General features: G+C 69.6%; 16 protein-coding genes. 11 read left to right on the top strand and 5 right to left on the bottom strand.

Features of this window, described 5'->3' with window-relative positions; genetic code table 11:
• Position 1 precedes the first annotated feature (1 nt).
• From B0293_RS33105 to B0293_RS33070, 9 genes are read left to right on the top strand one after another with little or no spacing between them, the layout of a single operon-like run.
• A complete protein-coding gene (locus B0293_RS33105) occupies positions 2-1,030 on the top strand; it encodes a hypothetical protein (RefSeq protein ID WP_005160869.1) in 1,029 nt (342 codons plus the stop codon).
• Entirely contained in the window at positions 1,027-2,163 is a 1,137-nt protein-coding gene (locus B0293_RS33100) for a TRAFAC clade GTPase domain-containing protein (protein WP_005160867.1), read from the top strand. Before B0293_RS33105 ends, B0293_RS33100 begins: the two co-directional genes overlap by 4 nt.
• Positions 2,160-3,869, top strand: coding sequence for a hypothetical protein (locus tag B0293_RS43600; RefSeq protein ID WP_005160865.1), 1,710 nt, complete (start codon positions 2,160-2,162; stop codon positions 3,867-3,869). The genes B0293_RS33100 and B0293_RS43600 overlap by 4 nt, the downstream gene beginning before the upstream one ends.
• Positions 3,860-4,747 (top strand): DUF4231 domain-containing protein, encoded by an 888-nt coding sequence (locus B0293_RS33095; RefSeq protein WP_052014513.1) that lies wholly within the window; start codon positions 3,860-3,862, stop codon positions 4,745-4,747. The genes B0293_RS43600 and B0293_RS33095 overlap by 10 nt, the downstream gene beginning before the upstream one ends.
• Positions 4,748-4,750: 3 nt before the next feature.
• On the top strand, positions 4,751-6,046 hold the full coding sequence (locus B0293_RS33090; protein ID WP_005160854.1) for a TIR domain-containing protein: 1,296 nt from the start codon (positions 4,751-4,753) through the stop codon (positions 6,044-6,046).
• On the top strand, positions 6,043-6,963 hold the full coding sequence (locus tag B0293_RS33085) for an AAA family ATPase (RefSeq protein ID WP_005160852.1): 921 nt from the start codon (positions 6,043-6,045) through the stop codon (positions 6,961-6,963). The genes B0293_RS33090 and B0293_RS33085 overlap by 4 nt, the downstream gene beginning before the upstream one ends.
• Positions 6,960-7,925 carry a hypothetical protein gene (locus B0293_RS33080; RefSeq protein WP_005160850.1) on the top strand — a complete coding sequence of 322 codons (966 nt, stop codon included), beginning with the start codon at positions 6,960-6,962 and terminating at the stop codon, positions 7,923-7,925. The genes B0293_RS33085 and B0293_RS33080 overlap by 4 nt, the downstream gene beginning before the upstream one ends.
• Complete coding sequence (locus B0293_RS33075) at positions 7,922-11,158, top strand: hypothetical protein (RefSeq protein WP_005160848.1); 3,237 nt, start codon at positions 7,922-7,924, stop codon at positions 11,156-11,158. Before B0293_RS33080 ends, B0293_RS33075 begins: the two co-directional genes overlap by 4 nt.
• Positions 11,159-11,181: 23 nt before the next feature.
• Positions 11,182-11,868: a hypothetical protein gene (locus B0293_RS33070; protein WP_005160847.1), complete on the top strand. Its 687-nt coding sequence runs from the start codon at positions 11,182-11,184 to the stop codon at positions 11,866-11,868.
• A gap of 2 nt (positions 11,869-11,870) precedes the next feature.
• On the opposite strand, the gene B0293_RS33065 is transcribed toward B0293_RS33070, so the two are convergent.
• Positions 11,871-12,860: a glycosyltransferase gene (locus B0293_RS33065; RefSeq protein WP_005160845.1), complete on the bottom strand. Its 990-nt coding sequence runs from the start codon at positions 12,858-12,860 to the stop codon at positions 11,871-11,873.
• 273 nt (positions 12,861-13,133) lie between these two features.
• On the opposite strand from B0293_RS33065, the gene B0293_RS33060 reads away from it, so the two are divergent.
• A complete protein-coding gene (locus B0293_RS33060) occupies positions 13,134-14,342 on the top strand; it encodes a 3,4-dihydroxy-2-butanone-4-phosphate synthase (protein WP_005160843.1) in 1,209 nt (402 codons plus the stop codon).
• Between the two features lie 60 nt (positions 14,343-14,402).
• Here the strand turns inward: B0293_RS33060 and B0293_RS33055 are convergent, their stop codons facing one another.
• From B0293_RS33055 to B0293_RS33040, 4 genes are all read right to left on the bottom strand, one after another.
• Positions 14,403-15,293: a hypothetical protein gene (locus B0293_RS33055; RefSeq protein ID WP_025584447.1), complete on the bottom strand. Its 891-nt coding sequence runs from the start codon at positions 15,291-15,293 to the stop codon at positions 14,403-14,405.
• Between the two features lie 249 nt (positions 15,294-15,542).
• Positions 15,543-16,283, bottom strand: a complete 741-nt coding sequence (locus B0293_RS33050; protein ID WP_005160839.1) for a hypothetical protein — start codon at positions 16,281-16,283, stop codon at positions 15,543-15,545.
• An 80-nt stretch (positions 16,284-16,363) separates the two neighbouring features.
• A complete protein-coding gene (locus B0293_RS33045; RefSeq protein WP_005160837.1) occupies positions 16,364-16,879 on the bottom strand; it encodes a hypothetical protein in 516 nt (171 codons plus the stop codon).
• A 269-nt stretch (positions 16,880-17,148) separates the two neighbouring features.
• Entirely contained in the window at positions 17,149-19,161 is a 2,013-nt protein-coding gene (locus B0293_RS33040; RefSeq protein ID WP_039918925.1) for an RICIN domain-containing protein, read from the bottom strand.
• A gap of 266 nt (positions 19,162-19,427) precedes the next feature.
• On the opposite strand from B0293_RS33040, the gene B0293_RS33035 reads away from it, so the two are divergent.
• Positions 19,428-20,471: a hypothetical protein gene (locus tag B0293_RS33035; RefSeq protein ID WP_005160829.1), complete on the top strand. Its 1,044-nt coding sequence runs from the start codon at positions 19,428-19,430 to the stop codon at positions 20,469-20,471.

Here is a 20,471-nt window from a genome sequence, read left to right as displayed (position 1 = left end):
CATGGACGACGACGAGTACGGGGAGCTGACCGGGCTGACCCCGCTGGGTGATCCGGGCAGCTGGCGCGTGCGGCCGGTGGCGGAGGTGGCCAACACGACCTCCCTGCTCAGGATCGACGTGGTCGAGACGACCGGCGAGGTTCGCCTGCTGCGCAAGCGTTTGCCCGCCGAGGTGCGGGGCGCGGAAGACCTCGTGATCGCCGAACGCCAGCTGGACAACGAGATCCGGGCGCTGGTGCGGCTGTGGGCGCGCTACGCCCACGACTATCCCGCCGAGCTGCCGCATCTGGTCGGCTACAACTTCGACGCGGTCGAGCCGTTCGTGCTGATGGCGAGCATCCAGGCCGCCGAGCCCGACGGCGGCGAGCAGCGTCGCATCCTGATGGTCAGCGAACGGCGGAAGTTCCGGGAGGGGCTGTTCCGCGCGCTGGCCGCGGTGCACGCGGTGGACCTGGTCCACGGCGCGGTGCAACTCGGCACGCTCTGCTGGCGCGCGGACAGCTTCCAGCTGCTGGGTTTCGAGCATTCCGCGGGCAGCAGGGAAAAGCCGCGGTCGCGGCCGATCACGCTGGCGAACCGGGCCTTGCCCGCCGGTCCCGCCGATCCCGCCGACGACATCCGGGCGGCCGCGGTCGCCTATTTCGAACGGCTCGAAGGCCGTCCGCCCACGGAAGCCGAGCTGGCCGCGCCCGCCGAACTGGAGAAGCGGCTGGACGCCGAGATGCGCGGGACCTTCGCGCGCGAGCCCGCGGGCCGCCCGACCGCCGGAACGGTCGTCCGTGCCATGCAGGCGCACGCGGAACTCCCGGATCCCATCGACGTCGACCACGCGCTGCGCCGGGGCTGGCACGCCTTCGACACGCGGTATCCCGTCGCGACGGACGAGTTCCCCGTGCTGACCGTCCCGCCGTCGCCGCCCGAGCCGCCGCCGGTCGTTCCGCTCAACCGGAAGATCCCCGCTTTCGTCGCGGTCGCGGTCGGCGCGGCGATGCTCGTCGGGCTCGCGATCTGGATGGTGGTGTCCGCGTGACCGAACTCGAACCCGCCGAGCCGAAGCCCGCTTCCCGGCGGATCGTGCTGTGCCCGATCTGTGTCGACCGGATTCCCTGGCCGGAACAGCTGTACCGGCCGACCGTCCGGGAACAGCAGCTCGTCTGGGAAGCCCTCGACCTGTCCCGGCAGACCAATCCGGACAAGTACCAGTACGCGAGGACACGCGCCTACGTCCGCTGCCCGAACCCGTCCCAGGACGGCACTCCGACGCATTACCTGCCCGCCGTGCACGACGACTACGGCGCGCCGATCGTGATCGGGGTCGTCGGCCGGAGCACGTCGGGCAAGACCCATCTGCTCATCACCATGCTGTCGGAGATGCTCCGCGGCGGCCTCCACGAGCACGACCTGACCTTCGAGGTCGCCGACAAGATCCAGCACGAGAAATCGGCGCAGGAGATGGAGCGGCTCCGCCGGGGCGACGTACTGGGCGCGACCGACTCCGACCACTGGTCGTTCACCAGCTACCTCCTGGTCCGCCGTCCGGGCAAACCCACCCGGCCGCTGATCTTCTTCGACGTCCAGGGCGAGGATTTCGTCGAGCGGGGAATGACCAGCGAACGGCGCGCGCAGTTCGTCCTCGGCGCGGACGCGCTGCTGTTCGTCGACGATCCGGCGCGCGGACTGCCGTTGTGGCGTCCCAACGCGAAGAGCACGCGCGATCTCAAGGCGTCCCAACAGGACAACCGGGCGTTCGCCGGGGCGATCGCGCGCCTGCACGGGAAAGCGGACGGCAGCCGGGTGCCGGCGGCGATCGCCCTGACCAAGGCCGACGAGCTGCGGTACGACTATCCGGTCGACCATTGGCTGCGGCGCGAGGACGTTTCGGGAGAGCTGCACGCCGAGGAGTTCCGGGCGGAGAGCCGCGACGTCTACGCCGTGCTGGAGCGCTATCAGGCGAAACCGATGCTCGAAGTGGCCGAGCGGTTCTCGCGGTGCACCCTGCACTTCGTCTCCGCGACCGGCGGCTCGGCGACGACGGAAGAGGAGACCGGCCGGGAGCTGTATCCCCGGGGCGTCCGGCCGATGCGGGTGCTGCAACCCATCCTGGCCCTGCTGGCGATGACCGACGTGCTCGACGGCGCCGAGGCCGACAGGGTCGGCCGATGACCGGCGACACCGTGACCGGCCAGGCCGTCCACCACGTGCTGGTGCGCGAGGACCGGGCCGTCGGCATGAGCATCGTCAACAGTTCGATGGACGCCAGCTCCAACGCCGGGCCGCTCAAGGCGTGGTGGGGTGAGCAGCTCGCGCCGCACTATCGGCTGAAGGACGGCACGGGGACCCCGCCGAAGGAGGCCTTCACCTTCACCCATCTCGAAGACGGGCAGGCGGCGGTGCTCCGCCGTCTCGCCGGTGGCTCCGGGATCGGCCGGAACTTCTGTCACGCGGTCGTCGGCCCGGTCGCCGTGCTCGACGACATCGCGCTGCCCACCACCCTCTGGCGCGGCTGGCTGCAGCCGGAGGACTCCAACGCCGTCCTGAAGGCGAGCGATCCCGTCAAATTCACCGAACGGGTGGCGGGCAACCGGACCAAGCTGCTCCGCCGCTCCGCGGACATCCCGCGGGAACACCTGATCGGGCTGCTGGGGCTGGCCTGCCGGTACCCGCGCCAGGCACTCGACGTCGCGGGGATCGACACCGAACTGGTGCCCGCCGCGCTGCAGGCGGTCAAGGAGCTCGCCACGGCGGTGGGACGGCGGCCCCGGCCGTGGACCTATTCCAGCTTCGAAGACGGTTTCGTCCCGCACCGGTCGCTCCAGTTCGTCTTCCTGCGGCGGCTGCCGGACAAGATGGCGGGCGGTTCCGGCGATCGCGTCGTCGCCGACCTCGGCGGTGACCTGCCGATGAGCGCGGAGCACCGGCAGGCCGCCGCCTGGCTCTACGGCAGCCTCCGCGAGATCTGGCATTCCGGGTCCACCGACCAGCATCGGCGGGCGCGCGACTGGGAGGAACTGCGCGCGGAGATCGGCAAGCACACCGGGCGCGCCGACGAGTTCTCCGATCGGTTCGCGCAGTTCGCCTCGCGCAGGCTGCATCTGGCCCTGTCCCCGGCGTCGTCGTCGGCGGCCGCGGAGCCCACGGAAGAGGAAGACGAAGACGAGGCCCAGGGCGGCGTCCAGGGCACGCTGCCCGACCCGGCCGACCACCTCGTCCTGGAAACCGACGAACCGGAGGACGTCACCGTGGAACGAGACCCGCGGCCCGCCATCGCCGCGGTGGTGCACGAGCCGCTCAGCCGTCCCCGGCAGGGGCTGCCCAGCGCGCCTCCGACCTACGACATCGTCGCCGAACAGGCGGCGCCCGCCGCCATGACGGTGACCCCCGATCCGTTGTGGCAACGGATCATGAACGCCCGGAACGCGATGGAACTCGCCGCGGCGTTCCCCGGCAACAACCGGGTTTCACTGTCCGTCGACGAGCGCTGGTGGATCTGGCACAAGTGGCAGGGCGGCCGCCTCGACGAGATCCTGCGGGATCTGCCCCAGTCCGAGAAGGAGAACTGTTTCACCGCCATTTTGGATCTGTTGCTCGGTTCCGCCGATGAGAGAGCGACACAGGACGAGATCGCGAGGGGCCTGACGGAGTGGCTCGGCAAGGGCAACCAGGCCATCTACGTCGACAAGACCGCCGCCAGACGCCGCACCGCGCGGCAGCGGCCACCCCAGACGCGGCTCGGGCGGCTCCACGCCCTGCTGAACGACGTCGGCCCCGTCCTCAAGATCACCTGGTCCGTGCTCGTGCTGGCGATCGTCCTCGTCACCATGGGCCTGCTCATCGGCCTGGGCACGATGGCGGTGGTCCTGTGGCCGTGAGCGCGCGGCTCGACGCCGTGGAACTGGTCTGGCGGCGGCAGAAACTCTGGTCCCGGACGGCCGACCGAGGGAAGGCCCGGGTCGAGCGCCAACGACGGACGGCCCTCATCGCGCTGCTGGTCGGGGCGGTGGCGGGCACCGCGGCGGCTCAGCTCTCGGCGGTCTCGCGTCCGGCCGCCACCACGCTGGCCGTGGTCGCCGCGCTCGCCGTCGGGGCCGGGGCCTTCGTCCGCGGCCGGACGGGCACCACCGCGTCGGATGACTGGGCCACCGCCCGGTCGGTCTCGGAAGCGCTCAAGGCCCAGGTCTTCCTGTACCTCTCCGGTGTCGCGCCTTACCACGGGACCGCGCACCGGCGGCTGCTCGACGACACGAACGCCTTGTGCGCCAAGGCTGGCAACCAGCTGACGAACGATACCGTCCTCGGCACCGTGGAGCCGCTGCCCGAGATCGACGGCGTCGACTCCTATGTGACCTCGCGGCTCACCGGCCACAAAGGACAGATCGCGTACTTCCGCGGCAACGCCGACCGGTACGTGAAGACGCTGGGCCGCTACCGCGTCCTCGAAACGATCCTCGGCGCCGCGGCGGCCGCCTTGCTCGCCTTCGCGAGTGTGGTGCACGTCGACGCGCTGACCGCGTGGATCGGCGTGGTCACCACGGTGGCCGCCGCGCTGGCCGCCCATTCCGCACAGGCGGAATACGAGTTCCTGGTGGCGGAATACCGCGCCACGGCCGATCTGCTCGAAGAACTGGTGGCCGACCGCGCCGCGCTGACCGAGCACGAATTCGTCGCCGCGTGCGAGCGAGTGCTCTCCCGGCAGAACGAGAGCTGGTTGCGCAGGCTCGGATCGGAAACCCCGGAGAAAGACCAGTGAACCATGGACCACGAAACACTCTGGCGGATCTTCGTCAGTCACAGCGCGAGCAAGACCACGGGCGTCGCCGCGCGGCTTCTCAAGGAGCTCAAGGGAGCCTTCGGCCCGAGCTACGCCGTCTGGACCGACAAATCGATCGGTGCCGGAATCGAATGGCGTCCCGAGATCGAATATTGGCTCAGGACAGCCGACTTCGGGGTGCTGCTTCTCGACGCGAGAGCCGTCGTCCGGAAATGGCTGGCCCGTGAATACAACTGGTTCAGGGCGTCTCCGGAGAAAAAGGCCATCTTCGCCGTCTTGATCGGGATCACCAAGAGGGACCTCGACGAGAACCCCGACTACCAGAACTTCAGCGACCTCAAGGACTATCAGATCCTGGAGGTCCCGGAGAGCGAAGACACGGAGGAGATCCTCGCGAGCGCCGTCAAGGCCCTGGAGTGGATCGCCGGGCAACTGCCCTCGCTCGACACCGGGAACCGGGAGGAATACCGGACGATCAAGGAACTCGCCGGTCTGCTCGAAATGAACGACCGCGAAGCCGACGAGCTGATCGGGGTGCACTTCCCGGAACTCGCCGAGGTGCGTACCACCGACGCGGTCCGGTTGCAGACCCGGGAGCGGCTGGCGGAGCTCCTGATCCGCGCGCGGCTCAGCCAGCAGGTCGCGGCCGCCGTCGTCCGGCTGAGCCTGTTCGAAGAGCCGTACCGCAGGCTCGTCGCGATCATCGGGCCGACCTGGCTCACCCTCGACGAGACCGCCGGCCTCCGGGTGTCCGGCGATCCGCCGTCATCGCCGCGGATCCCGGCGGTCAAGAGCCACCAGAACGCCAAGCGCAAACAGATCGCCAAGGACCACCTCGCCCGCGCGTTCCACAGCCGCGGCGGGTACAACCTCGTCGAGTTCGACCCGATCGCCAACGGCGGGCAGAACGCGATAGCCGCTCAGGTCGCCCGGCTGTTCCTGGACTTCGAGGACGACGACGGGGACAACCCGGCCGGGAAGCTGGCCTGCGTGCACGGGGCCGGGACCGAATGCGAGCAGGTGGATCCCCAGTACGTCCTGACGGTGGTGGATTCCCTGCACCCCACCATCGACGCCGTCCGGGAGATCCACAACCGGTGCCGGAAGGTCATCGTCGTCCTGGCGCTGGGCACCGAGGTCACGCTCGACACCGGCCTTTCGGACCGGCTGGGCCCCCGGTACCTGCCGATCCCGCTGATCCCGTTCCAGCGGCAGCTCGAAGCGCAATCCACGATGTCCCGGATCGAGAACGACATGAGGAAGCGGGGAGTCCGTTGACCGGCCACCTGACCGAGAATTCCCTGAGCGAGGCCGGTGTGCGCTATCTGCCGTCGGACCGGCTGCGACTCGCCGTCAGGGTCGCTCGTGCCACCGAACGGCCGTTGCTGCTCTACGGCGATCCCGGTTCCGGGAAGTCCAGCCTGGCCCGGTACATCGCCGCGACGGGTGGTTACCGCTACTACGAACACGTGACGACCGCCCGCACCCAGGCGCGCGATCTCCTGTGGTCGTTCGACAGCGTCCGGCGGCTGGGCGACGCCCAGGCACGCGGCGGCCAGGACGGACTTCCGCCTGACAGCGACTACGTGGTGCCAGGCGTGTTCTGGTGGGCGTTCGACCGGACGTCGGCGCTGGAAGCCAAGCGGGCCAAGGAACCGGTGGGGGAGTGGAACGAGCGCCACCGGGACCGGCCCGCCGTGCTGCTGATCGACGAGATCGACAAGGCCGACCCCGACCTGCCCAACGGCCTGCTGTCGCCCTTGGCCGACCGCAGGTTCACCGTGTCCGATGTGACGGGCGGCCTCGAAGTGACCGAAAACCGGGCGGCCAGGACCCTCATCGTCGTCACGTCGAACCGCGAACGCGATCTGCCGCCCGCCTTCGAACGCCGTTGTGTGGTGCATTGCCTGCCGGGGCACGAAGAGGCCGACCTGCGTCGGATCGTCGATCGGCACCTCGACCAAGACGGCCTGGAGCGCGCGCCGGAGGAACTGATCAGCCTGCTGCTCGACCGGCTGACCACGGCGAAGGCGGCGGCCGGCGCCAAACACCGGCGGGCCCCGAGCACGGCCGAATTCCTCGACGCCGTCCGCGCCTGCGTCCGGCTGCCCGACGATGTCCGCGACGATTTCACCGGGCTGATCGGCATGATCTTCGACAAGGACCCGGACAGGCCCGCCGGGAACTCCCGGTGAGCGAGGTCTGGTGGGGTGACTTCGTCCGGGCGGTGCACCTGCTCGCACCGGAGCCCGCCGACGTGACGGGGATCAAGGAACTGTTGTGCCTGCCCACTTCCGGCCCGGCGCCCGGTTCGCCGGGGAGGGATCGGGAGGACGTCGCCACGGCCGCGGCGACCTGTCCGGCTCCCAGCGTCATCCCGCCCGCCGCCCAAGCCGAGGGCCCCGAACCCGCGCCTGTGCCCGCGCGGGATGCGAAGCACTCCCTCGCCGCACCGGAAGCCACGCCCTCACAGGGTTATGTGGCCAGGCTGCGCACGACCTACCGCGACCTCGGCGATCAGCCGCCGCCGTGGCATGACGCGGTCTGGCTCCAGCAGCCCGGATACGAACCGCCTCCGCCCTCGCTGCCGCACGAACCCCTTCTCGCGCACCGCACCGCGCGCGACATCCTCCAGGCCGCGCTGAGCAGGCCCGAACGCTGCGGGGACATCGATCTCCCCGCGCTGATCGACCGGATCTGCGCCAACCGGCCGGTCGGAGTGCTTCCGCGCCGTCCCGTGCCCACCACGCGGTTCGGCGTCCGGCTGCTGCTCGACAGGGGAGAGGCGATGGCGCCGTTCCACCGGGACCAGACCGACCTGATCGCCGCCGTCCGGGCGCTCACCGGCAGGACCACGGCGGTGACGTGGTTCTTCGCCGGCTCACCGGATCCCGCCCGCGAACTGCGCTGCCCGCCGGGAACCCGGATCCTGGTCGTCTCGGGGTTCGACGTCCTCCCGCACACGTTCTGCGATCGCCGGGCCTGGCGACGGCTCGTCGGACGGTGGCGTGAGCGGGACGTTTCGCCCGTGGCGTTGCTGCCTTTCCCGGAGAACCGGGTACCGGGCTGGCTGAGCGAGCTGATGCCCACCCTCTCGTGGGACCGCCCGACCACCGCGGCCGCCGTGCGCGGCGTCGTGGGTGCGGGGGTGCGATGACCGAGCTTTCGGACCTCCTCGCCGACGCGCTCGCGGAAGACCCTTGGTCCGGCGACGTGGAACTCGCGGTCGCCCTGAGCATCGCGACCACGATCGAACCGGAACTGGTCCGCGCCGTCCGGTTGGGCGTGCTGACCTCGCTCGACGTGGGGGCCGAGGCCGACTTCTGGTTCAGCGACTGGATCGGCCGGCGGCAGCCGGACACGGTACTGCTGGCCGAGGAACTGTTGCCGGATCTGCGCGAGGCGCTGGCGGGCCGCCTGAGGCGGGCTGCCCCGGGGGACCCGATCCGGCGGCTTCGCGGTGTCATCGCGGCGGTGCACCGCTCGCTGCCGTCCGCGCTGCGGCTGGAGGAAAGCGTCACCTGGCTGGCTTTCTCGGAGTCGGCAACCGCGCTGAACCGCGCGGCGAAGATGCTCTACCGGCCGCTGAGGTCCCTGGCCGAAGGGGAGAACGATCCGCTCGCGGACTGGGTGATCGAAGCCCGCCGCAGGCTGCCCGCGTCGATCCTCGAACGCGAAGAGGCGTGGCACCTCACGCTGATGGCGAAGGCCAAGCGGCCCTACGACGTGATTCCCGCGCCCTGCGTGGAAGACCTGCTGTCGGACAACGACAACGGCACCGACGTGGCGGGCCGCCGGGTGCGGACCCTCCTCGGACCGGTGGCCCGGGAGTTCCCGGAACGGCGGATCGCCCTGCGCTGGGACGGCGACGACCTGCTCGTCGGAGGCACGGTGAAGGACGCCGCCCTCTACATCGAAACGCACGACGTCACCCCCTTGATGCTGAAGATCAGCTCGCCCGGTCTCCCCGGCCGGTGGTACGACGTGAGCGGTGGCCCGCCCCTGCGGCATCGGTCGGCGGGCCGGGAGGTCGTCGTCCACACCGTCGACGGCGAGTGCTTCGAAATCCCCCGGCCGGTCGGCACGACCGTGCAGGCCTCCCCGGTGCTGGTGACCATCACGGTGGCCGAAGGGCGCAGCGGGTCCTACTGGCTCCAGCCCGTCAGCTTCCGGAACAGCCCTTCGCCGCGACGCGGACAGCCCTCGGTCCTGCTGAGCCGGGCGCTGCGGGCGGCGACGTCCCGGCCGTACGTCCACCAGGAACTGCGGACCTGGCAGCAGGGCACCACCCCGGCCGCGGTGATGTTGCTGAGCGGAGGCGACCACTCGACCCGGATCCAGCTCGCCGACCAGTTCGCCGCCGAATGCGAAGCCGGGGGCTGGACGGTCTTCCGCGCCCGGCAGGATCCCGAAACCGCGCCGTCGCTGATCGAACACCTGCCCTACGGCGGCCAGCGGGGCATCCTCGTCGTGGTGGACCGCGCCGACACCTGGCATCCGCAGCATCTGGTCAGCCTGGTCGAGGTGCTCCGCCGTCCCGGCGCGGGACCGGTCCGCGTGCTCACCATCGCCCCCACCGCGGGCGCCTGGTGGCAGGAGTGCCACACCCGGTGGGCCCAGCGCCGGATCTACGCGACGCGCAAGGTCATCGCCACGAGGGACGTCCTCGACCCGACGCCGGAAATGGTGTTCTCGCGCTGTTACGACGTCCTGCGGGAGGAACTGCCCGGTCCGCTTCCGCTCGCCACGGCGAGACGTGACATCAGAAATCTCAAGGTCGCGGAGGTCCCCGTGATCGCGGTCGCCGCCGTGCTCGCCCCGGCCGGAGCCCTGCCGGACGCCCGGCGGGCGACCGGCGCGGTCCTCGACCACGAGGCGCGATTCCGGGAAGGGGAGACGCCGGGCGAGGCCGACGTCGCCCTCTCCCGGCTGTGCTTCGTCACGGCACTGGTCGGGCCCTGCACGCATCAGGTGGCGCAGAAGCTCGCGCTGGACCACGGGCTCATCCGGGAACCCGCCGAGTGGACCGCGCTCTCCGACCGTTACCGCTCGTTCTATCCCGGCGAGAACGGGTTCCTGCCCCGGCCCGGTCCACCGCCGCTGGCCGACGCGCTCGTCCTGCACTCGCTGAGCGGGTTTCCGGAAGTGTCCGGCGAGCCGGATCCGGCCTGGGCGACCGGGTTGCTGCGCAGGCTGCCCGCCATGGGGCAGCGGAACGACGGCATGAGCACCGCGATGGCCAACGCGCTGGTGATGCTGGCCCGGCTCTCGACGGATTCCTACCCGTTCTACCTCGGCTGGGTGAAGCCGTTGCTCCAGGACGACCCGGGCTTCGCCTGCCGTCACGGCGGGGAAGGCCTGGGCGCGGTCGTCGGGCTCGCGGAGGACGAAGTCATGGATCTCGCCCTGCTCGACCGGATCCGCGCGGCCCTGCCCGCGCCGTCGGCCTGCGACGTCAGTCTCGACCAGGCCATCCTCCGGCTCGAAACACTGCTCGTGACCAGCGCGCTCCGGCGAACGGGGCGCACCGACCCGGCCCTTCAGCTACGGCTCGGCGTCGCCCAGCACCGCGCCGGGTATCTGCGGGCGGCACAGGCCGCCGTGACGCAGGCTGTCGAGGGTTACCAATGGCAGTACGCCGCCAAGGCGGCGGAACACGCCGACGCGCTCTGCGAGGCCCTCATCACCAGCAGCCGCATCCACGGCGAACTCGGTGAGACCGGGAAGGCCTACGCGCTCGCCGAAGAGGCCGAGCGACGCGTGCGGGAGCTCAAGGAGTCGACGGTCGGGGTCAACTCGGGGACGGCACTGGCCAACCTGGCGGCCAGGAAGATCGAGATCCGCGGCGAACACGGCGCCCCGGCGCTGGCCGACGCGCGCAAAGCCGTCGACATCCTGACCCGGCTGGTGGACAACGACCTGAACTACCGGCCCGACCTCGCCGCGGCGCTGCCGGTGCTCAGCGACGTCCTGGCCGCTTCCGGCGCTCATACCGAGGCACTGGCGCAGGCCGACGAGGCGGTGACCCACTGCCGTCAGCTGACGGAGGTGAATCCGTGGGCGCACCAGCACTTGCTGGCCAGCGCCCATGAATGCCGTTCCGCGCGGCTGGCCGAGACGGGCTACGTCCAGCAGGCTCTCGTCGATTCGCACCGGGCGGTGGAGCTGTTCGACCGGGTGGCCCAGGCGTCACCGGGCCGGTTCCGGCCCGCGGTGGCCGAGGCCCGGCTCCGGCACGCCGAACTCCTGTACCGGGCCGACAGCGACGAAGCGGATCGACGTGCCGCGGCCGAAGCGGCGGTGTCGGTGCTGCGGACGCTCTCGGAAGGCACCTCCACGGCGACCACACTCCAGCGGGAACGGGTCGCCGCTCTCGGCGTCGAATGGTGAGCGCGCCGGTAGGATTCCTTGCCGTGAAACGGATTTCCGTGGACAGCCTCGCCGAATTGCCCGCGGTGCCGAAGAAAGCCGGCTTCCAGCACGGCTCACGGGTCTTGGTGGTCGTCGGGGGCGCCGCCAAGATGTCGGCGGCCCACCGCGAAACGAGCGACGCGGCCTTGCGCAACGTCGTGATCCCGCTCGTGGCCGCGGCGGGGATCGCGGTCGTCGACGGCGGTACCGATTCCGGGGTGATGCGCGCGCTGGGGCTGGCCCGTGCCGCCGTCCGCGCGGAGTTCCCGCTCGTCGGCGTGGCGGCCGAGGGGACGCTGGCGGATTCCGATCCGCCCGCTCCCGGTTCGGCGCTCCCCGAACCGCGTCACACGCATCTGGTGTCGGTGCCGGGAACGCACTGGGGCGACGAATCGCCGTGGCTGTTCGGCGTGGCGGGCGCGATCGCGAAAGGGCTGCCCGTGGCGACGCTCGTCATCAACGGGGGAGAGGTGACGCTCGGCGACGTCCGGCACAGCCTTCGCCGCAGGATGCCGATCGTCGTGCTGAGCGGGACCGGTCGCGTCGCGGATCGGATCGCCGGCGCGCGAACCGGTTTGGCGGATCCTCCGGTCGCCTTGGTCGCCCGTTCCTCGTTGACGCATGTCGTGGACGTCAGGCGCCCGGACGAACTCCGGCGCGTGCTGCGCGGCGTGCTCGGGCTCGACTGAAGTCAGGCGGCCCATTCCGGCAGGGTGCGGGCGATCTCGTCGGGCGAAGGCATCCGTGCGATCTCCTCCGCGATCGCACGGGCCGCCTCGCGGTGTGCGGTGTTTCCGTGCCGCGGCAACAGCTTCCGGGTGTGCTCGGCGACGGCTTCCGCGCTCAGTCCTTCGGACCGGAGAGTCAGCCCGGCGCCCGCGGCGCCGAGGGCTTCGGCGTTGGCGAACTGGTCGGCCCCCTGGGGCAGGATCAGCTGCGGCACGCCCGCGCCCAGCGCGCCGAGCATCGTGCCGCTGCCGCCGTGATGCACGACCGCGTCGACGTGCGGCATCAGTTCCGCCTGCGGGAGCCACGCCCGCGCCGTGACGTCGTCCGGTAGCGCGCCGAGTTCCTCCGGGCGGACCCGGCCGGTGGCGACGACCACCCGTGCGTCCAAAGTGGACAATCCCTGGATCGCCGTGGCGAGGACTTCCGGCGTGCCGAACGCGGTGCCGAGCGTCAGGTAGATCAGCGGCCGCGAGGTCTTCTCCAGGCGCCACGGATCCGGTTCGGAATAGGGGACGGGTCGCAGTGCGATACGCGCCGCTGTCGCGATAAAGTGCTTGTCCTGCAACGAAGGCGGGCAGATGTCGAGATGGTGTCGGTCGGGCGTCGCAGGGCGCTGGAGCCCGATCCCCTCGGGGAACATGCGGCCGAAACCATGCCAGAGAGCGGGAATCCCGGCGCGCTCCGCGGCGACGGCCGCCCCGGGTTGTCCCCATTCGTGCACGACGAGGTCGGGCCGGAGCCTGGTCAGTTCCGGCTCGAGGTCCTCGGCATAGATCTCGTAGAACGCGTCCGCCGGGCGAAAGGGTCGCAGTCCGTTGCGGCGCAAGGGCGGATGGACGTGCTCGCCCGCGGCGAAACGCACTTCGTGACCGGCGTCCCGGGCGGCGACGGCGAGCGGGATCAGGGGATAGGTATGGCCGGCCGAGGCCAGGGCGGTGAAGAGTACTCGCATGGGATCCAGTTCCATCCGGAGCGCGGGTGCTTCAGATGTTTATATCAGATGTTCGGAACATCTGGATTCCGGCTGCTCGTGAACCCGACCGCGATGTGGTTATGATCGGCTCGTGGTGCGATTCCACGGTGTGGCCGTACAGCCGGCCGGTTCCGCCGACGGGGCGGAACGACCCGGTGCGATTCCGGGGCCAGGCGGTGAGACCCCGCGTCCCCTGTGTCCGGCGTGCGCCGGGCAGTGCCGGGGTACGGCGTCAAAACGGGGTGTCTATTCATGTTCACCGGACGAATCGGCGAGCTCGGTTCCATCGAACAGATCAAGGGCGACGTGCTGCGGGTGCGCGCGCCGAAGAGCGCGGATCACGTCGAGGACGGCGGATCGGCGTGTGTCAACGGAGTACGGCTGACGGTGCGGCCGGCCGACGGCGTCCTGGAGGCGGTGCTGTCCGCGGAGACCCGTCGCCGCTCGACGTTCGACGCGATCGAGGCCGGGGCCGCGGTCAACGTCGAAACGCCGCTTCAGGTCGGCGACCCGCTGGACGGCCACCTGGTCCAGGGGTATGTCGACGCGGTCGGCAAGGTGCTGCGGATCGACGACGAAGGCGGTGCCCGCCGGATCTGGATCCGGCCGCCGGAGCGCCTGCTGGACCGGCTGATCGCGAAGTCGCCGATCGCCCTCGACGGCGTCAGCGTGACCATCGCCGAGGTCCTGCGTGACCGGATTTCGGTGGTGCTGCTGCCGATGACCCGTTCGGCCACCACACTCGGCGGGCTGGCGACCGGCGACCGGGTCAACCTGGAACTCGACCTGGTCTGCCGCCTGGTGGAGAAGTCGCCGCCGTCGTCGGTGGGGAAGGTGCTGCCCCGGTTGCCGTGGGCCGGTCATGTCGAAGGACGCGTCGGCGTGGAGAAGGTGCTGCGCCAGCTCGCCGCGGGTGGCGGCGTCGTCGTCTGGGATCCGGAAACCGAGGGTGAGGGCGACGTGATCTTCGCCGGTGCCCGGCTCCGGCCCGAGTCGTTCACCTTCCTGCTGACCCGGGTCTGTGGTTTCCCGGCGGTACCGTGCGCGCCGGAAGTGTTGCGGCGGCTGGAGATCGCGCCGATGCCCGGCGAGGGCGACCGGCAGGGGACGGCCTGGTCGATACCGGTCGACCTGGCGGCGGGAACCGGGACGGGCGTGTCCGCGGCCGAACGTGCCGCCACCGTGAGGAAACTGGCCGATCCGGCCGCGACCGCGGAGGACTTTCTGCGCCCTGGTCACGTTTTCCCGCTCGCCGCGCGGCCGGGACTGCTCGCCGAACGGTCCGGGCACACCGAGGCGACGGTCGCGTTGTGCGCCGCCGCCGGGCTCCCGCCGGTCGGGGTGTGCTGCGAGGTGATGAATCCCGACGGCACGATGGCGGGCAGCGCCGACCTCGAGGTGGCGGCGCTGACGTGGGGGATGCCGGTGGTGGATCTGGCCGATCTGCAGGCGTGGCTCTGAGTCCGCACACGAAAACCGGCGGCCGGGTGATTCCCGGCCGCCGGCCTCCCGTGCGAGGGATCAGGGGTGGTAGATCTCCTTGACCGAGGCGATCCGGTCGTCACCGTTCACGCTGATCTGCGCGCGCACCGGGTTGCCCTCCGTCAGCTGCTGGATCAGCTTGTCCTGGCTGCACGGCCCGTTGCCGAGGCCCGCGTCGTCGATGGTGACCGTGCCCGACTCGCTCGGGCACAGGGTGGCCGCGCTGAACACCTTGCCGCCCGGCTGCAACGGGAGCCGGTAGGTCTTGCCGTCGACCGGCCTGGCGTCGCCGCCCTTGCCCGGGACGGTCAGCTGGAAGCGGGCCATCCGCACATCGGCGTCGTAGCCGGTGAACTGCACCGAGTGGGTCGAGTTCGGGAACTTGCGGACCTGCTTGTCGGGAGCCTGCCCGGTGCCGCCCGCAGGCCGGGTCTCCAGCTGCAGGGAGTCGTTGGGCACGCCGCAGACGACCGCGCCCTGGGCACCCGCGGCGTCCGCCTGGCGGGCGCAGGTCCAGCGGCCCCGGACATCGAGCACTCGCTCGCCCGGACCTTCGGCCTGCGGCAGCTTGTCGTAGTACTCGGCGATCACGGTGAACGCCTCGGTGCAGCCCGGCGTGGTGCCGTCGGTGGCGGCCACCGCGATCAGGTCCATCTTCTGCCTGCCGGGTGCGCCGACCTGGCCGCCGTGCTCGCTGCAGTTGACGTCACCGTTCGACGTGGCGCCGGATCCGCCGGTCCCGCCGGAGGCCGCCCCCTGGCCCGCGCCTTCCGGAACCTGCTCGGCAGCCGCCGCCGTCTCCGCCGCGTTCCGCACCGGAGAACCATTTCCCGCGACGCCGTTCCCACTGCATGCGGAAAGGAGTGCGGTGGCGGCGACCGCTCCGCCCACAACGGCCATTTTGATCGTCTTCTTCGCGGTGAATTTCATTTCTGCGCCCCTCTCGCGTCCTTTGTTGAAGCTTTGTCCGGAAGACGCGAGAACCGCGATCGGGTTGCTCTTGGAGGCCCGCGCGGCGCAGGGTTGCCCGAACGTCCCAGTCGTCCTGCCTCCACGGGCAGGTCTCGATCCGAGGAGCAACCTCCCAGGTCGGCGCTGCCGATAAGCCCTTTATGTCCGGCTTTCCGTGGCCGACCGGAGCCGGTGCGCCGCCTGGGCGACGCACCGGCGACCGTGGAGCTACGGAATGACGCGGTTACGCAGGTTGTTCGGGTACGGGCCTTCGCCGTGAATGTTCAGCTCGTTGCCCACCTCGAAACTGTAATAAGGATGCGAGGTGAAGTAGCTGTCCAGATTGGTGCCGCCGAAACAGATCAAATCCGCGCCGCCACCCGAATTCGGGCCGTTGCACAGACTCAACGTCGGATATCGGAACGAATCCAGCGGCCGGAATCCGGCGCCGCCGGGTCCGGGTACCGGCAGGTGCCCGATCAGCCCGCCCGGGTCACCCGGCCAGTTCGACTCGACCGGCTGCCGCCGCCCGTCGGCGAACAGCACGCCCTGGATGTTCCGCCCGGGCGGCTCGGTCTCCAGCACCGTGCCCGCGACGAGCGCCCCGAGGCTGAACCCGACGATGTACACCTTGGTGTCGAGGTCGCAGCCGTAGGTGACGTACAGGTTGTAGAGCGCGGTCCTGAGGTTGGCGACGCCGGCGTCGACGTCGGTGTAGAGGTTGATGTCCGCTTCGGCGTTCGGATACGGGATGCGCACCGGGTTGGCGCCGCCCGGCGCGAGCCCCGGGTCCAGGAGTTTCTGGGCCCCGCCGTCCCGATAGCCCGGGACGACGAACATGACCGGCCCGCACGCGCCGTCCGCCCGGGCGGGAGCCGCCTGCGCCGCGCCCGAACCGGCGATCGCGCCGGCCAAGGTGACGACGGACAGGACGGCGGTCGCGAGCAGGCGCGCCTTGAGTCTTCTCATCGGTCTCTCCCCACACTGTTGATCTTTCTTGTCGAACGGTAGGGAGAGGTGATGAAAAATCGATGAAACGCCGATTCTGGTTACCGGTTGACAGGTCGGCGGGCTCGGCGATGCCCGACGATCCGGTCGTATGTTCGTGGCTGAAAGGCGCTTCCGGAACGGAACGCGACGACTCCGGCGGCCAGCGATCCGGACTCCGCGAGCCGCGTCACCCGTTCGGGCAGGTCCCGGTCGCCGACGAGGTCGCTTCCGATCAGCAGCAACCCGACCCGCTGGGTGACCGCGAGCTGTTGCCACCGTTGAGGAAGGTCGACGTCGGCGTGGCTGAGCAACGGGCTGACGCGCGGCCAGTGCACGGTAAGGCGCGTCTGCCTGCCGCGACTCGTCTCCTCGGAGGTCACCTCGATCCGCCAGCCGGGAACGGGCGCCAGCGGAACGCGCCGGATGTCCGTGGTCAGCGGTAATCCGCGGGATCGCGCCGCCTGCGGCAAGGCGTCGGGTTCGTGCGGCGAGTGCCCGTCCATCAGCAGCGCCGCGAAGTCGCGCTCCCCGAATGTCCAGACAACGGCTTGGAAGCGGATCTGGGTCCCGTGCATCGACAACCCCCCGGTTTTCGAAAGTGACACGATCACCTGAGGGTAGGCCCGGATCGCCGGTGTCCCAGGGGGCCGGAGGGAAGATCACCTCAAGCGACCAAGGTGACTACCGAGTGGGTAGGGCAAATGCGGCGTATGCCTGGCTCGCTCACCAATCCGTGAAGGCCTCCTTCCCTACCTTGAAGGTAGGGAAGGAGGCCTTCACGGATTGCGCACCCGGGCTGCTTTGCCGGGTAGCGCGGTCTTTGGTCAGGGAAGGGTCTATACGGCTACGCGGTGGTCATCTGGATGATGGTCCATCGCTGGTTGATCGAGCTCGTGCCGTCGTACTGTGAGATTCCCGAGCCGTTGGCGGTTTGCCAGCCGGTGACGTCGGCGAATTTGCCGGTCAGCGCGCTGGCGAGGCCGAGGGTGTTGTTGTCGCCCTGGACGAACACCCACTGCTGGGCGCCACCGTAGTAACAGCCGAACTGGATCAGCGGCGTGCCGTTGGCGACCTCGGAGTGGCGGACGTCAAGGCACTTGCCGGAGTTCTTGTTCTTCAGGCCGTATTTCTTGTCGCCGAGCGGGACCAGTTCCCAGATTTGTTTGACTCCGCCTTGGCAGTCCCAGAGTTCCGTGCCGGCGAAATCCGCGTTGGCACCTTGGTTCGGTGTACCCCACAAGCCCGCCACCTGGATGCAGCGGCCCGAGTTGACGCCCTTGATCTGGATGGTGCCGGGAGTCATCTGGACGGTCCAGGAGACGTGGGTCGGGTCGATGAGGCGCCATCGCTGGTCGATCGAGTTGGTGTTGGTGTACTGCACGATCAAGGTCGCGTTGCCGGTGCCCGAGTCGGCCGCGGTGGCGAACCGGCCGGAACCGACGTTCTTCAGCTGGAACGTACCGTCGGCGTTCTCCAGGAACTCCCAACGCTGGTTCGGATGCTCGTTGCACGGGTTCTGGATCACGTTGTCGCCGCTGATGTCCAGGCACATCTTGGACGCGAGATTCAGCAGGCGGTATCCGCCGCCGGTGGCCTGCAGCTCCCAGACCTGTTTCGGGCTGCGGAAGCAGTCCCACAGTTCCGTCCTCGCGCCGTTGGCCAGCGCGCCCTCGCCCGGGGTGTCCCACTGGCCCGCGACCCCGAGGCAGCGGCCGGACTGGATGCCCTGGAGCTCGATGACCCGTTTGTCGGCGGGTTTGATCAGGTCGAGTTTGGCCGCGGCGTGCTGGCCGGTGAGCAGGAACTCGTTGCGCTGAGCGGTGGTGCCGGCGAGCGCGGCACGGGCGGCGGCGACCAGATTCGGCTGGTAGCCATCGCGTTCGGCCTTGTCCAGGATCACCCGGATCTGACGTTCGGTCTCGATCGCGTCGAGCCGTTCCTGCTCCTCGATGTCCGCCTTGTGTGCCTCGTGGACGCCGGTGAAGATGAACGTCTTCCACACCGCCGCGTCGCGGCTGTCGTAGGCGGCCTGGGCTGCGGCCTTGACCTTGGGGCCGACGGCGCGCTTGATCACCTCGTAGATGAATTCGTGATCAGGCAGATTCTTGAGCTCCTCGGTGGCCGTCGCTCTCGTCGCGGCGGCCCAGGCGAGTTCCTTGGCCTTACGGTTCGCCTCGCGTTCGAGACGTTCACGTTCGCGTTGCTCGGCTTCGTCGATCTTGCGCTTCTTGTCGGCGGCGGACGCGGTGTAGATGCCGGCGACCACGAACTCCTGGCGCTGGTCGTCCGTGGAACCCGTCTTCAGGACGGCCGCCGCACCCTTCTTGACGTCACTGCCCTCTTCGGCCACCTCCCACAGCTTGAAGACGAAGTTCTCCAGCGAGCCGTCGAGCAGCGCCTGCGGAACGTTCGTCCAGCCGATCTCGGCCGCGGCGGCGAGTCGCTGGCGGTCGCGCTCCGCCTTTTTCTCCAACTCGATCTGGTCGCGACGGACAGCCTCGAAGATGCCGGTCCTGATGAAGTTGTAGCAGGCGAGCTCATCGGTCGTGTCGGTGAACGCCTTGAGCGCGGCGGCCTTGACCTGGCTGCCCTCCCGGGCCTTCTGCCACAACGTGATCACGAAGTTCTTGTCGCTCATCACCGCCATCTCCGGGGTGAGGAGGAGGTTGAGCTCGCGCGCGGCCGCAGCTTTCTCGTCGGTGGTCGACTCCGGCGCTGCCTGCGTGGACGCCGCCGGGGTCGTGCCGGTCGTCTCCGCTTGCGCCGGTGTGGCTGCGAGGCCGCCCACCAAGGTGACAGCGACGGTCAGCGCGGCGATTCCGCGCACGCCGCGACCGACCAGACTGAATCTGGACAAAGAATTCTCCCCCTCTGGGACTAACGAAATGCGCCTTATGGAGTAGGCGGAAGCCAGTTTTTCGGCGCTATTAGTCGATGTTTCCCGAACTTTGGCATGGTCGCGCGAAGGCGGCAACCGCGAGTGGTCTAGATCACTCGTCGTCCACGCTCGGGCCGTGCTAAGAATTAGTCGGGCATTCGCCCGTCAGCCTGTTTGTTCGGGGGATTCATTCTAGGGGGAACAAATTGGTTCGTCATACACTCCTGTGTGCGGCAGTAGCTGTCGTGGTCGCGGCCGGAGGGATCGTTTCGGTCGGCTCATCCGCGGCTGCCGCCGAGGGTATCGTCGCCGCGGTCGACCCGGCTGAGCAGCAGGAACAGGCAGAACTTGCTCGCGTCAGGCGAATCGCGCTCAGGGATTACCGGCCCGAAGTAACGGCGGAGGCCTGGCACGCGATACTCAGTTCCAGAAGAGCCGAAGCGATCAGGGAATTCCTGGATTCCGGGTATCAGAAGGCGAAGAATCGAGCGGCAGACACGGTCGCCCGGAATACTCGATACATCGAGGATGTCAACCGGTTTTCGATTTCAGGTAGCGCGGTTCGCGCTACTTCTTCGCGTGTTCTGCGGGGCTCCGACAGCGAAAAGGGCGAGTACGTCCAGAGTGGTCTCACGAAAGCGCAGGAACTCGATCGGATCAACGACAACCGGTACGAGGAGAAGATCGCCGCGCAGACGCGCGCAGACCGCGATTACGTGGCCGAGCTGGCCGCCCACGATCCCGGCCCGCAGGTACGCGCGGCCGCAGAACGCGCGTTGTCGGTCGGTGACGACGTCGCGATCGGACTGTTCTTCAAGTACTACTGGGCGAGTGCCGCGAAGCTGGACGACGAGGCGTTCCGTCGTGACGCGGCCGATCTGAACGCTCTGTGGCAGAGCAAGATCCGCATGCTGACCGAGGCCGCACTGGCCGCCGAGAAGGCGGAACGCGAGTCGAGCGGTGAGCTCGCGCGGAAGGCACGTGCCGACGCGATCGCCGCGTGGCGTTCGATCGACGATCAGGCAAGCCAATCCTCCGTGGACTGGGCGGCGGAACGGGACAAGGCAGCCACTCAAGCCGCGGCCTGGGCCGAAGTCGCCGCGCACGCGCGCACCGCGACGACGGAACAGGACTGGGCGACGGTCATCGCCCGCGCGGAGCAGGGCAACACGTCGTGGGCCGATGAGGCCGAGTGGGCCGTCCAGCAGGCAGGCGCCTGGCAGGCGATCGCCGAACAAGCACGAGCGAACGCCGCCGCGGCCACCGATCGAGACAGAGGGGATCAGTAG

This window comes from Amycolatopsis azurea DSM 43854 (genome assembly GCF_001995215.1).
Taxonomy (GTDB): domain Bacteria; phylum Actinomycetota; class Actinomycetes; order Mycobacteriales; family Pseudonocardiaceae; genus Amycolatopsis; species Amycolatopsis azurea.
Note: the sequence above shows the minus strand (reverse complement) of the source record. Positions and strands in the feature narration are given on the sequence as shown.

Bases quoted from the DNA above. Each gene is read 5' to 3' on its own strand.
- B0293_RS33055 (WP_025584447.1), bottom strand. From the start codon at position 15,293: ATGAAATTCACCGCGAAGAAGACGATCAAAATGGCCGTTGTGGGCGGA.
- B0293_RS33050 (WP_005160839.1), bottom strand. From the start codon at position 16,283: ATGAGAAGACTCAAGGCGCGCCTGCTCGCGACCGCCGTCCTGTCCGTC.
- B0293_RS33105 (WP_005160869.1), top strand. From the start codon at position 2: ATGGACGACGACGAGTACGGGGAGCTGACCGGGCTGACCCCGCTGGGT.
- B0293_RS33060 (WP_005160843.1), top strand. From the start codon at position 13,134: ATGTTCACCGGACGAATCGGCGAGCTCGGTTCCATCGAACAGATCAAG.
- B0293_RS33045 (WP_005160837.1), bottom strand. From the start codon at position 16,879: ATGCACGGGACCCAGATCCGCTTCCAAGCCGTTGTCTGGACATTCGGG.
- B0293_RS43600 (WP_005160865.1), top strand. From the start codon at position 2,160: ATGACCGGCGACACCGTGACCGGCCAGGCCGTCCACCACGTGCTGGTG.
- B0293_RS33075 (WP_005160848.1), top strand. From the start codon at position 7,922: ATGACCGAGCTTTCGGACCTCCTCGCCGACGCGCTCGCGGAAGACCCT.
- B0293_RS33065 (WP_005160845.1), bottom strand. From the start codon at position 12,860: ATGCGAGTACTCTTCACCGCCCTGGCCTCGGCCGGCCATACCTATCCC.
- B0293_RS33090 (WP_005160854.1), top strand. From the start codon at position 4,751: ATGGACCACGAAACACTCTGGCGGATCTTCGTCAGTCACAGCGCGAGC.